General features: G+C 54.2%; 12 protein-coding genes. 4 read left to right on the top strand and 8 right to left on the bottom strand.

Annotated features, from left to right (window positions below; genetic code table 11):
• Nucleotides 1-37 precede the first annotated feature (37 nt).
• The 4 genes from Q1Q75_RS10820 to Q1Q75_RS10805 all read right to left on the bottom strand — a co-directional run bounded on the left by Q1Q75_RS10820 (nt 38) and on the right by Q1Q75_RS10805 (nt 4502).
• Complete coding sequence (locus tag Q1Q75_RS10820; RefSeq protein ID WP_300670255.1) at nt 38-1156, bottom strand: DUF2786 domain-containing protein; 1119 nt, start codon at nt 1154-1156, stop codon at nt 38-40.
• A 113-nt stretch (nt 1157-1269) separates the two neighbouring features.
• Nucleotides 1270-1698, bottom strand: coding sequence for an amino acid-binding protein (locus Q1Q75_RS10815; RefSeq protein WP_300670253.1), 429 nt, complete (start codon nt 1696-1698; stop codon nt 1270-1272).
• Between the two features lie 167 nt (nt 1699-1865).
• Nucleotides 1866-3167: a phenylacetate--CoA ligase family protein gene (locus Q1Q75_RS10810; protein WP_300670251.1), complete on the bottom strand. Its 1302-nt coding sequence runs from the start codon at nt 3165-3167 to the stop codon at nt 1866-1868.
• 543 nt (nt 3168-3710) lie between these two features.
• Nucleotides 3711-4502 (bottom strand): enoyl-CoA hydratase-related protein, encoded by a 792-nt coding sequence (locus tag Q1Q75_RS10805; RefSeq protein WP_300670249.1) that lies wholly within the window; start codon nt 4500-4502, stop codon nt 3711-3713.
• Between the two features lie 461 nt (nt 4503-4963).
• On the opposite strand from Q1Q75_RS10805, the gene Q1Q75_RS10800 reads away from it, so the two are divergent.
• Nucleotides 4964-5686 (top strand): CpsB/CapC family capsule biosynthesis tyrosine phosphatase, encoded by a 723-nt coding sequence (locus Q1Q75_RS10800; protein ID WP_300670247.1) that lies wholly within the window; start codon nt 4964-4966, stop codon nt 5684-5686.
• 61 nt (nt 5687-5747) lie between these two features.
• Nucleotides 5748-6761 (top strand): UDP-glucose 4-epimerase GalE, encoded by a 1014-nt coding sequence (gene galE / locus Q1Q75_RS10795; RefSeq protein ID WP_300670246.1) that lies wholly within the window; start codon nt 5748-5750, stop codon nt 6759-6761.
• Between the two features lie 116 nt (nt 6762-6877).
• Here the strand turns inward: galE and Q1Q75_RS10790 are convergent, their stop codons facing one another.
• From Q1Q75_RS10790 to Q1Q75_RS10775, 4 genes are all read right to left on the bottom strand, one after another.
• Entirely contained in the window at nt 6878-7369 is a 492-nt protein-coding gene (locus Q1Q75_RS10790; protein ID WP_300670244.1) for a hypothetical protein, read from the bottom strand.
• 313 nt (nt 7370-7682) lie between these two features.
• Nucleotides 7683-8582, bottom strand: coding sequence for a site-specific tyrosine recombinase XerD (gene xerD, locus Q1Q75_RS10785; RefSeq protein WP_300670241.1), 900 nt, complete (start codon nt 8580-8582; stop codon nt 7683-7685).
• A 114-nt stretch (nt 8583-8696) separates the two neighbouring features.
• On the bottom strand, nt 8697-9812 hold the full coding sequence (locus Q1Q75_RS10780; RefSeq protein ID WP_300670239.1) for an aminopeptidase P family protein: 1116 nt from the start codon (nt 9810-9812) through the stop codon (nt 8697-8699).
• A 117-nt stretch (nt 9813-9929) separates the two neighbouring features.
• Complete coding sequence (locus Q1Q75_RS10775) at nt 9930-11702, bottom strand: SUMF1/EgtB/PvdO family nonheme iron enzyme (protein WP_300670237.1); 1773 nt, start codon at nt 11700-11702, stop codon at nt 9930-9932.
• A gap of 292 nt (nt 11703-11994) precedes the next feature.
• Here Q1Q75_RS10775 and Q1Q75_RS10770 point away from each other — a divergent pair, with 292 nt between their 5' ends.
• Together Q1Q75_RS10770 and Q1Q75_RS10765 are read left to right on the top strand one after the other, a co-directional pair.
• On the top strand, nt 11995-12732 hold the full coding sequence (locus Q1Q75_RS10770; protein ID WP_300670234.1) for a ParA family protein: 738 nt from the start codon (nt 11995-11997) through the stop codon (nt 12730-12732).
• A 13-nt stretch (nt 12733-12745) separates the two neighbouring features.
• On the top strand, nt 12746-13090 hold the full coding sequence (locus tag Q1Q75_RS10765) for a hypothetical protein (protein ID WP_300670232.1): 345 nt from the start codon (nt 12746-12748) through the stop codon (nt 13088-13090).
• Nucleotides 13091-13169 lie beyond the last annotated feature (79 nt).

Raw genomic sequence — 13169 nt, 5'->3', positions numbered from 1 at the left:
AACGAAGCACCAAGAACGAAGAACGTTTTTAACAACTTTATTCGGTAAGAAGGGTGCCTTTGGGTGCCCTTTTTTTTTCGACCCCTGGACGGAGGGTGATGCGGCGGCCGGCTTCTTTTCCTTTGCTGATGAGCTGGCCATCCACGTGGTTGACGCGGCGGGTCCGGGTGGTCACCCGGGGGTAGCGTCTGCCCATATAGGCATCAAGCACCGGGTCTTTGACCCATTCGGGAAGCAGGGACATCTCGCCCTTTTTTTTGTCTTCCCTTAATGTTTGAGAAAAGCCCTCCACAAGGCCTTCGGCGAAATCGCTTTTGCGATATCGGCCGAGTGTTTGTCCCCCCTCTTTTTGTAGGTCCATCCAGGCTCGGTCTACGGCTTTCAGGATAAAGTGGTAAACATACTCTGCCGTCAACACATGGGACCGGGCGCCGCTGACTTCCAGGACACGTCCCATTTTTCCCTTCTCCACCACACAGGCCATGGCCCAGATACAGCGGACAAAATAGTGCTCGGTCAGAAGGTTGGCAAGGGCATAATACTCCCGGTGATGTCGCAGGGCCGGTTGGCCGAGGAAAAGGGTGGTGTATTCATCGTGCGGACCCTTGGTTTCAAGGGTGTCGATGCGGTGTTTTTCCATGAGGGACCGGGCCTTGGCAAGGGCCGCTTCGGATTCATGGGGGTTGGTACTCTGGGCCAGGGCAAACAGCTTTTGAATTCGCTGGGTGAGGGCATCTTCGGGTGAGGTGTGGCCCATGGCGAGTCGCTCTCTCAAGCTCGGGTAGCTGCCAGAGGCTTTGGGGTTGGCTCCGAGGAGGTCGCAGGCGAGCCTGAATGATGGGCCATGGGGCGGTTGGTCTGCCGCGCCGAGTATTTCATGGGCGACCTGGTGAGCCATTTCATGCAGTAGGACTTCCCGGATGGCATCCCAGGGGTGAAGAGAGAGAAATTGTCGGCTAAACGAGATCTCGCGTCGGCTTCCATTCCAGAGGGCCAGCGTCCCCGTGGCGTCGTTGAGGGCGAACACGGGAGGGGTGAGGGTTTGAATGCGTGGGTCCGGGTTGCTTGCTTTCGCCGAAGACCACTCCAGATGAAGGCCATGGAGCAGGCGGCGTTCTAACTCTTCAGAGAGTTTGTGGGCTTTTTTCTGGGGCATGACGAGAGAACTCCAAAGAAAAAAGCGGACCCGGTAAAGGGTTCCGCTTTTTTGATGTGCCAGAGGTGAGACAGCGTGGCCATCAGGGTCATAAGACCCTGACGGCCCACGACTTACAGAGAGGCAACTTCGCTTGCTTTGTAGACGCGAATGCCTTCACTGTCGAGAAGCTTGACGGCATCATCGATATTGTCGAACCGGAAGATCATCACGGCGTGGTCCCCGTTCTGCTGCAGGGCGTACATGTACTCCACGTTGATGTCCGCCTTGGCAAGAAGAATCAGGATACGGTTGAGACCTCCGGGCTTGTCTTCAACAGCCACGGCAGCGACGCTGGTCTTGCCCACAGAGAATCCGTTCTCTTTCAGGACCTTTTCGGCCGTTTCATTGTCATCGACAATGAGTCTGAGTACGCCGAAATCTGTGGTATCCGCAAGGGAGAGCGCGCGGATATTGACAGAAGCGGCGGAAAGAATCGTGGTAACCTCGGCAATTCGCCCGCCTGTATTCTCAAGGAAAATAGATATCTGTTCAACGCGCATCAAAGGCCTCCTTTCATGAGCATCGTAATAAATTAAAAATGATGACCTCGCCAGACTGTCGGGACGCCTCAGGTGGCACATCCCGATAGAAGGAGCCGAAAAATGTTCACGGCCTGGCCGTGTTTTGAGTCTATTTCCGGCTCACGGATATCTCCGTTATTCTCGGCCTATCGCTTTCTGTTGTCAATGACTCTTACCGCTTTTCCTTCGCTTCTTGCAATGGATTTCGGTTCCACCAGCATGACTTTGGCGGAGACACCCAGATATTCTTTGATATCTTTGGAGATTTTTTTCTCCGTGTTTTGAAGCATCCGGATTTCATCAGCGAAGAGGGTTTCGCTGACTTCCACCTTCACCGTCAGGGTATCAAGGTTGTTCTCACGATCCACCACCAGCTGATAGTGGGGCGTGGTATCCGAGCTCTTCATGAGCACGCTTTCAATCTGTGAGGGGAAGACGTTGACCCCGCGAATGATGAGCATGTCATCGGTGCGTCCGCTGACGCGCTTCATGCGGATGTGGGTCCGCCCGCAGATGCAGGGCTCGGGGTGGAGTGAGGTGATGTCCCGGGTTCGGTAGCGGATAATGGGGAAGGCTTCTTTGGTGATGGAGGTGAAGACAAGTTCCCCTGTTTCTCCATAGGGCAGAATCTCTTCGGTGATCGGGTCGATGATTTCTGGAATGAAATGGTCTTCGAAGATGTGGAGGCCATTTTTGGCCTCATGGCACTCAATGGCGACACCGGGCCCCATGACCTCGCTGAGCCCGTAGATATCCACTGCGTCGATGCCCAGGGTCTCTTCCAACTCCTTGCGCATGTTCTCACTCCAGGGTTCGGCACCAAAAATGCCAAACTTGAAGTTGAGGTCGGCTAAGGAGAAACCCATCTCTTTGGCCACTTCGGCAAGGTGCAGGGTGTAGGAGGGGGTGGCTGTGAGTATGGTGGGACCAAAATCTTTCATGATGACGATCTGGCGCTTGGTGTTGCCGCCGGAAACCGGAATCACCGAGGCACCCAATTTTTCAGCGCCGTAGTGGACACCGAGGCCGCCGGTGAACAGGCCGTATCCGTAGGCGTTATGAATGATGTCCCCGCGGGTGGCACCCCCAGCGCTGAGGGCGCGGGCCATGAGGTTGGACCAGGTATCAATATCCCGTCGTGTGTAGCCGACGACCGTGGGGGACCCTGTCGTACCGGATGAGGCGTGAATACGGACCACGCTCTCCATGGGGACGGCAAACATGCCGTAGGGGTAGTTGTCCCTCAGGTCCTGCTTCGTGGTGAAAGGCAGCAGAGAAAGATCTTTGAGAGAGCGGATATCTCCGGGGACAAGACCCGCCTCCTTAAATTTTTTCTGATAAAAAGGAACCTTGGCGTAAACATTTTCAAGGGTGCTTTGAAGTCGCCTGAGCTGAATCGCTTCCAAGGCTTCCCTCGGCATCGTTTCAAAGTCAATATCGTAAATCATGCGAACTGTCCTCTACATACTGTGTCTATGGGGAATGCCGTGAACTCCGAACTTCGGATGAAAACACCGGGCCTGAAAATGTGTATGGGCTCAAATGCAAGGGCATGAAGTTCCGTGAGGCCACGGTTCTGTGTCAATCATATCTATACAGTCATCAGGTCATAAAGGATTCACCTGTAAAAGTCACACAAAAAACAACGTATACACCCCAATTTTTGATCAAAAACACTTTGATAACGTGCGGATAGGCGCGGGTTGTAAAAGTGTGAACCCAGGCTCCGTGTTGACTGGGCAAGAAGACGTGGGCCAAGGGGGTAACAGTCTGAATAAATGGGAAGTATGGGGACGCGAGGCCTTTTTTATTTTAGGTAAAGAGCCAGAGGGAACTTGACGTAAAGGGAAACGATGGTGTCAAAAAAAACCGGCGGCCAGTAAATGACCGCCGGACATATTTTCCGGTAAAGCAACGCCCGCAAGGGGCAAGGAAGGAATTCTCCGCTATGAGTGGCCTGGGGCGTGTGCGTCCGTGGGCCTTTTCAGCCCTTACTTCTGCGAGCCCGCATTAAAAATCGGTTTTCTCTTTTCGAGAAAAGCGCTGGTTCCCTCTTTGGCATCGCCACTTGCGACACACGTGGCAAAAGCCTCCACTTCGATGGCGCACCCGGAAGGCAGGTCACCATTCAAGCCGGCATTGATGGCGTGCTTGGCGGCGCTGACCGGGACCCGCCCTTTGGCAGCAATGGCTTCAGCGGTTTTCATGACTTCATCCATCAGGGCTTCCGGAGCCACGACTTTATTGACCATGCCGATCTCTTTGGCTTCCGCGGCTGAAATCATTTTACCGGTAAGAATCATCTCTTTGGCGATGTTTGCGCCCACAGCTCGGGCGAGCCTCTGGGTACCGCCAAAACCGGGAATAATACCCAGGGTAATCTCAGGCAGGCCAAATTTTGCTGTTTCGGACGCATAGATAAAATCACTGGCCAGGGCCATTTCACTGCCTCCCCCCAGGGCAAAACCATTGACGGCGGCAATAACCGGGATCGTCAGTTCCTGGAGTTTTCCAATGGCGGCATGGCCTTTTTGTGAGCACCGTTTGCCCTGGGGGACGTCCAAAGTCGCAAGCTCTGTGATGTCGGCTCCGGCCACGAAGGCTTTGTGCCCGGCCCCGGTAAGCACCAGAACATGGATGTTTTTCTGGGCGGCAATCTCGTCAAGTGCTGTAGAGAGTTCGGTGAGAAGCTTGTCGTTCAGGGCGTTGAGAGCTTTAGGACGATTAAAGGTAAGCGTGGCAATATTTTTTTCCACATTCACAAGAATGGTTTCGTAAGACATGAAGAACCTCCGAAATGAGTAATAATGATTAGCATCAATATGTCTCAGTCATATCCGGTGGATACGGGGTTTTAAACCGGGACGCATCCGATGGATATGACGTCTATTCTCTACCATGAACAGTGTATGACTATAGGGGAATATGTCATGTATGAAAAGAGAAATATTGATATGAAATGTCCCTCAGGGGCCTGATATGGACGGAATAGGGTGGTTAAAATTCGTGCACTACAGTGAAAATATATTGCCGTAAGGGTGAGTTGTCGGTAGTATAATCGTTTGTTGCTTTAGTCTGGATGGTTTTTCCCCGCCTCTATTTTGAAATGACGCTGAAATGTGAGACCGCTTCGCACGTGCGACTGCTCCGAAAAATACCGCTTTTATCATGGGGCATCGCCGAGGTGTTTTATCTTATATTTTAAGTATTCGAAATGACTTGTTGATACCTAAGGATACGATTTATGCTGCAGACTCGATGGACGGATATTCACTGTCATATTCTTCCCGGAGTGGATGATGGTTCTCAGGATATGGAGGAAAGCATCACCATGGCCGCCCTGGCAGAGAAGGGGGGGACTGCACGTATTGTTGCTACCTTTCATGCGGGCGTGGATCTTCTGGATGCCCAGCTGTACCTGCCATTGATTCAGCGTCTCAATGAAAGGCTCCAGGAAAAAGGGATTGATATCATGGTGCTGCCCGGGGCGGAAATCCTGGCCGGTTTTTACCCGGAAAATCTGGCTGATTTTGCCCTTAACGGGTCTCGCTATGTGCTGGTGGAGTTTCCAGGAAGCCATTTACCAAAGGCTGCCACGCGTATGTTGCGCGCCTATCAGGATCGCGGGTTTCATCCCATCATCGCCCATCCGGAACGAAATCCTACCATTTTGAGGGATCCGCGGCTTCTTTTTCAGATGGTGGAAGAGACCGGGGCCCTGGTTCAGATAACCGCAGACAGTATCGCTGGAACCTTTGGCCGGGATATCGCTTCCTGTGCCCGCTATCTTCTGAAAAAGGGCGCTGTAGATATCATGGCATCGGATGCCCATGATCGGGATTACCGGACGCCTCATCTGGGTGCGGGGTTGAAGGCGGTGACAAAAATCGTGGGTGAAAAGGAAGCGTTAAAGCTGGTGAGTGAAAATCCGCTGGCTGTCATCAACGACAAGGAGCTGGAGAGATAGGGCAGTTGCACTGTTTCGGCTCTTTAAATTTTTTTGGGTCTATGGATCATAAGAGGACATTATGCATGTACTTGTCACAGGCGGCGCCGGATATATCGGGAGCCATACCTGTCTGGAATTGCTTGAATCCGGTCATCAGGTGACCGTGGTGGATAATCTGTCGAACAGCTCGGAAGAGTCCTTGAAGCGAGTTCAATCATTGACGGGAAAGACGCTGAGGTTTGTCAAGGGAGACCTCCTTGATGAGACGCTTCTGGCCTCCCTTTTTGCCTCGGCTGAGTTCCATGCCGTCATTCATTTCGCAGGGCTTAAGGCTGTGGGGGAGTCGGTGGAGATGCCCCTTGCCTATTATCGGAACAATCTGACCGGGACATTGAATCTGCTTCACGCCATGGACAACGCCGGGGTGAAAAACATCGTTTTTTCTTCGTCGGCGACCGTTTATGGGGACCCGGAGACGGTGCCTATCGACGAGAGTTTTCCACTTAGCGCCACCAACCCTTATGGCCGCTCAAAATTGTTCGTCGAAGAGATGCTTCAGGATCTTCTGGTCGCGGACAGCGCCTGGCGCGTTGTGCTGCTTCGGTACTTTAACCCCGTGGGGGCCCATGAGAGCGGACGGATCGGGGAAGATCCCAACGGGATTCCCAATAACCTGATGCCGTATATTGCCCAGGTGGCCGTCGGAAAGCTGGAGCGGTTGAACGTTTTCGGCGATGACTATCCCACCCCCGACGGCACCGGGGTCAGGGATTTTATCCATGTGGTGGATCTGGCCAAGGGGCATCTGTGTGCCCTGAAAGGCGCCGAGGAGGCTCCGGGGCTCTATATCTATAATTTGGGGACCGGTCAGGGGTACAGTGTTCTGGATATGGTCAAGGCCTTTGAAAAGACTTCTGGCCAGCCTGTTCCCTACATTGTGGCACCGCGACGGGCCGGGGACATCGCCTGCTGTTATGCGTCGCCGAAGAAAGCCGCAGCGGATATCGGCTGGCGGGCAGAAAAGGGCGTGGAGGACATGTGTCGGGATACCTGGCGATGGCAGTCGGACAACCCCAATGGGTATGACCACTAGCAGAGGCCTCATCTGTGGCGAGCCTGTCTCAGGACCTCAAATATAAAACCCCGCTTTACACGTCAGTGCGTGTGAAACGGGGTTTTTTTGGTCATTTTTTTAGACGAGGCACAGATTCAGTTGATGACTTTCTTTTTCGCCTTGTTGTATTCGTCCATGGTGATGAGGTTGTTGTCGAGCAGGTGGGCAAGCTCCAGGAGCTCCGTCACATGGCTCGACGGGGGCAGGGCATGGATCGGGCGACCCTGATTCCCCGTGTCGTTGGCAATGGCCATGGGCTGTTGCGGATGCGGGTCTTCCACACGCACGGAGGCGAGTCCACCGAGAATGCTGATCTCCACGGTTTTCCCCTGGAGCATGGGCAGGGAGAGGATCTCTTTCAGTGCCTTGCCTTCCGTTTTCATGCGTTTGTAAATGAGGAAGGCCGAAAGGGCCACAAGGCTGACACCGCCCATAAAGATCCAGGGCAGGTAGTTGACGAGGCCCCGGAAAAAGAGGACAAAAAAACAGAGCGCCACGATGAGGAGAAGGTGTCCGCCAAGAATCAGGTAGACCATGAAGAGGCTCTTCATCACCCCGGGAGAGTCATTGCGTTTGTTGCTGTTCATACATTCACATCTATTGCCTGTCGAATGGTAAAATCCTTTGCAGGGAGCCTCTGAGGTTGCTGTCACGCGATGGGACATGCACCGGAAGAGGCAGGGGATAAACCATTTGACCCAGTCGGTTAAGGTTGCCGGGCGTTAAAAGCTCGGGAAAAAGGGTTGTGTCAGGCTCTCCGCCGAGGCTTTTCAGCTGCGAGGAGGTTCGATCCTGATCAATCCATTCACCCCTGCATCATAAAGGGGTGGCCACGGTCTGTAAAGAATTCTTGGGAAAAAATAAGGCATTTTGCAAACTCGGGATGGGGTGCCTCCGTGGTTACCCCCTCGGGTGGTAAGTGCGATGCATGATGCGCAGGTGATCCCCGGTGATGTGGGTGTAGATCTGGGTGGTTGATATGTCTGCGTGTCCGAGCATGACCTGAACCACACGAAGGTCGGCGCCTCCTTCGAGCAGATGTGTGGCAAAGGAGTGGCGCAGGGTGTGGGGGCTGATCTTGCCTTCAAGCCCGGCCAGGAGCGTGTATTTGTTGAGAAGTTTCCAGAAACCCTGGCGGGTCATGGGCTTTCCGGCTCGGGCGACAAAAAGGGTGCGGCTGGTGTGAAGCTTCAAGAGCAGGGGACGAGCCGTGGTGAGATAGAGATTCAGCTTGTCCATGGCGTATTGGCCCATGGGAACGATGCGCTCTTTGGACCCTTTGCCAAAGACACGGACAAAGCCGGCTTCGAGATTGATATCATTGAGCTCTAAATGAATGAGTTCTGAGACCCTGAGGCCGGCCGCATAGAGAAGCTCAATCATGGCGGCGTCTCGCATGCCCCGGGCTGTCTTTGTGTTGGGTGTCTCCAGAAGTTGCTTTACCTCGGAGACCGACAGGGTGTCCGGCAGTTTCAGGCCGGTTTTTGGAAAATCAATCACACCGGACGGATCACTTGCGAGAATTTTTTCCTCAGCAAGAAACCGGTAGAAAGAGCGGATGGAGACCAGGTGCCGGGCGCGGGAGCGGGAACCCAGCCCTTCGTCTCTTAAGTTGATCATGTGTTTTAAGATGGCATAGGTATCATCTTCGGTGACTCCCGTGAATTCGTTGGCCTCCAGAAATAAGGCGTACCGTGACAGATCGGAGGCATAGGCGTCGATGCTCAGCTCTGCCAGCCCGCGTTCAATGCGGAGATGGCTGATGAACAGATCGATGTGGTGGTTGAGGTGTGAAGGCATAAAAACCAGAGTATGGGGGGTGGACAAAGGCGCCGGTGCGGACCGGCTGGGCCTGACGCGGTTGCATGGCCGTAAGGATCCGTTGCAACCGGCAGGCAGGGAGGCACGTTTTTTTTAAAGCGCGATCACAAAGTCATGGTAGTCGAGGGTGTTCAGGACTTCAGCGCCATTTTCGGTGACGAGGACCATGTTTTCCAGGCGGATGCCGCCCCAGTCGGGAAGGTAGATGCCGGGCTCCACGGTGACCACCATGCCCGCCTTGAGGGTGTTGTCTTTGATGGGGCTGAGGCGTGGGGCTTCATGGACTTCAATGCCCACGCCGTGTCCGAGGCCATGGCCGAAACCGTCGGGAAAGGTTTTTTCGATGAACTCCCGGGCGACCGCATCGACGGCTTTGCCGCTGACACCGTCGCAGATGGCGTCGACAGCACGCGCCTGGGCCTCAAAGAGGGTATCAAAGACGCGTTTAAAGGTATCGCAAGGCGCGCCGAGGACAACCGTTCGGGTGGAGTCGCTGCAGTAGCCGTTGTAGCGGGCACCCCAGTCAATGAGAATGGGTTCTCCGATGTTTACGATACGCTTGCCGGGGACGGCGTGGGGGAGGGCGGCATTGGGGCCTGAAGCGACGATGGTGGGGAAAGAGAGGCCTTCGGCTCCACGGCTTCGCATCTCTTTTTCCATCTCCCAGGCGATGGCTTTTTCACTGAGTCCGGGTTTCAGGCGGGCTTTTACGGCTGAAAAAGCGGCCTCGGCGATGGCCAGGGCTTGTCTCATGGTGGTGATTTCATCGGTGCTTTTGATGGCGCGCATGGGGGCCGTCATGTCCTCATGGGCCACCAGCTCTACCTTGGCCTCTTTTTCTCTCAGGGCTTTGGTGAACAGGTTGTAGCGGCCCACAGAGACGCGTGTCTCTTCAAAGGCGACGCGGCTGGCCCCTACACGGGCGAGGAGTTCGGGGAGGTCCTTGTGCAGGCCCTCTTTGTAGACGTGGACCTCAAAGAGCGTGGCTTCATGGATGGCGTGGAGCTCAAAACGGGAATCTGTGGCCAGAATACGGCCCTTGGGGCCAATGATCAGGGCTCCGGCGGATTCATCCACGCTGTTGTCTTCCCCGGTGAATCCGCTTAAATATCTGCGATTCTCTTCCTGCATGATGAGGCAGGCGTCGAAGCCGTTCTGGTTCAGTGTTTCCTGAAGTGTATCGAGTCGATGTTGGTAAAGGTCACTCACGTTGTGTTCTCCTTACTATGGTACGAGGCAGGCCCATAGATATCTGAGGTCTGGCGCATGGTGTTTGCCGGAATTTTCGGTGGAACTATATCACCGCCGGAAGTCCTGTGTCGAGGTCTACCCGCCAATACAGCGAAAGCCGAGAATATTGGATGAAAATCGGGTGTCAAAGGTGTGGAGTTGTTGACGTGTGAGGGTGCGGTCCGAGAGGAAGCTGCCTCCCATCGCTGTTTTAACGGGCTCCCCCTTTTTTTCGGGGCGCAGGTCGCAGACCCACTCCAGGGTGTTGCCCATGAGATCGTACACTCCGAAGGGGCTCGCACCATTGGGGAAGGTATCCACCGGGAGCGTTCCGCCTGCTCCCACCTCTTCGGTGTTGCATAGGTGACTCTCCCAGGCTTCCCCCCAGGGGTAGGGGGTGGCTGTTTTACCGCCAGCCGTGAGCCACTGGCTCAGGGTGGGTAGCCGTTTGCCGGACCATGAGGCAAAGGCCATGGCGTCTTCGTAGCTTACCTGGACCACGGGGTGGTGGGCGCTGGTGTGTACGGAAGAATGGATTCCGGACGGTTTGTGCCAGGTGGCTCCCCGCATGAGACGCAACCCTTTGCTTGTGGAGAGGCTGATGCCTTTTCCGTTGGTTTGCCGGGTCAGCCGGGGTTCATATACCGCACCGAAACCCCTCTCTTCGGCGGTTGTTTTGTATCCGGTTCGGCTGATGAAGACCTCGAAGAGGGCATTGGTGATGGGGTATTTTCCTGCGAGGAAGGCGTTGAGTTCCGCCTCGGTTTCTTCGCCGGTTACCGGGTCGATTGTGGGATAGCGTCCGGCTGGGATCTCGATATAGCGGTTGTAGTACCGTTCGGACTCATTGAGCAAAGCCTCAAAATTTTCGGCCCGCTCCCGCATGGCGTCAGGATCCTCGTCGGCATTCCATGCCGGCGGCTCTTCAGCGATCTCCTCGAAGGCGTCGTCTTCGTCCAGATTATCTTCCACCTCTTCGATCTCGTCGTCCGTGACCTCCTCGAAGGTGTCCTCTTCATCCAGATTATCTTCCACCTCTTCGATCTCGTCGTCCGCGACCTCCTCGAAGGTGTCCTCTTCATCCAGATTATCTTCCACCTCTTCGATCTCGTCGTCCGCGACCTCCTCGAAGGTGTCCTCTTCATCCAGACTGTCTTCCACCTCTTCGATCTCGTCGTCAGCGATCTCTTCGAAGACGTCATCCTCTTCCAGTTCAACCTCAACCTCTTCAACCTCAGCCTGTTCGACCTCGACCTCTTCGACTTCAGTCTTCTCGATGTCATCATCCGGGACTGTCTCTTCGATGACCTCGGGTTTTTCTTCTGGGGGGGCATCCCCCATTTTTTCCAGCGCATCAACCGCACGCTTCAGTTTTTCGGCCAGATCCTCGGCGCCGTCAATGGGGGCGTCCTCTTTTTCAGCCATCTCGGCGAGGGCATCTAACAGGGCACTTGCTTTTTCGAGTTCGAGAATATGCGAATGATTAAAATGATCGGCAAAGGGAGCGTAGAAGGCTTCCTTGGCTTCCTGGGAGACCACCAGGGCATGGTCCGGTGAGATGGTGACCCCTTCCGGGTTTTTCCCTTCCTGGAACAGCCGGGAGAGGTCTTTATTTATGGAGGTTCGAATGGTGCTGAGGTTTTTCCGTTTGGAGCGCAGCTGTCCGGGATCCGTTGTGTTCCAGATGGATTGGATCAGGTGGCTTGGGTCCATGGATTGGGAACTGTAGCCCCCCTTGAGGTCGGCATAAGAGAGGAGGGTTTTCAGGTACGCCATGTTTCGTGAGTGGGTGGCGTAACCGAGGTGTTCGATCACCCCGTTCATGGCATCAAGTGTGAACGCGGTCTTTTTTTCAGGGCGGGAATTCATAGGGTTAATCAAGGCTCATAAGATCATTTTAGTAAGACGGTGGTGACGACGGGGGCGATTGTTTTTTAGGGATCAGTGATGCGTCACCATAACCCAATCGGACAAGGGTCACAATACCCTGCGTATCCAGCCGGGTAACAGGTGCTAATTGGAGTGATGCAAGTTCACATGGCGGCACAATTGTGTTATTCCTACGAGGGATATTTATTTAAATTGACTGCGGTTATGCAGATAGCCATTCGAAACCGTCGAAACCTATCCGATGATTTCTAACCTCTGAAGAGTCTGTGCCATGAACCTCACCATCGCACTTTTGAATCCCCTGGCGGCCTCCGGCAAGACGACGCTGGCCATTAATCTGGCTTTTTCCTTTGCCCTCCTGGAAAAACGAACACTCTATGTGGACTGTACCTCCTCCGGCGTGGGATCACAGATGCTGATGGGTGAAGGCATCAGCCCCTCTTGCGGCGTTGCGGACGTGGTCAGTGGTTGTGTGAGCCCACGCGGGGCCATTGTCTCTGGATTGACGGCTTACCTTGACGTGATACCGGCGTCGGCAGGAGAAAAAGAGGCGGAAGCCTTTCTGGTCTTTAATCCTGAAAAGGAGAGGGTGCTGAATTTAAGCCTTCGAAAACCCGGACGGGGGTATGATATTGTGATCATTGATACGCCCTCGGGGAACGGGTTTTTTGTAAAAAGTGCCCTCATCGCTTCTGATTTGGCCCTTGTCCCCCTCCATCCAGGCTGGAATGGTAATTCTCAGCTTAAGGAGGCCGGTTATTGTGTCGAAGAGGTATTAAAGTGTGTGAACCCCGGCCTGAAAGGGGTGGGGTTGGTCTATATGGGGCCGTCAGCTCCGGCCTTGGATGAAACCCGCATGCAATTCGTCGGTCGACTGCCGGATTGTGATACCATCCGAAAGGGAATGGCAATAGGAACTCCCGCAGCTCTGGTGGATGTGATGTCCCCTGGAGCGCAGGCATTTTTGGATCTGGCTCGGGAGATGCTTGAGGCAGAAACAGACCCGTGATGGAGAGGATGCAATGCACCAGGCCGACCTGGATGGCACGAATATGACTGAAAAAGAGAAGAAACTGGTTCCCGATGATGCCTTTGCAAAGGGTGAGCGGGATCTGATGGATATTGTCACCGGAAGCCTTGACTGGGATGTGATTGAAAAGCTGCTGGAGGAGAAGTATCAGCTTTCGCTTCAGGATGACATTGAGTTTAAAGAGGGGCGACTCACGGTCAAGGAAGACCGCATTGCCTATCAAATGGATTTTCAGGCTCGTATTACTCTTTCGTTGATGATTGGCCGGGATGGCCGTTGTGTGGACGTAGTGGCTGGGGTGATTTCGCCGGACGATACCGTCTCGGATACGGAATGACCCACAGCAGGCCTGTCATGGGTTGGATTTCCTTTAAATTTGTAGCGTCGAACATGGCGCCGTTGGTGTAGCGAGTGTG

The sequence above is a fragment of the Desulfoluna sp. genome (genome assembly GCF_030145185.1).
GTDB lineage: Bacteria > Desulfobacterota > Desulfobacteria > Desulfobacterales > Desulfolunaceae > Desulfoluna.
Note: the sequence above shows the minus strand (reverse complement) of the source record. Positions and strands in the feature narration are given on the sequence as shown.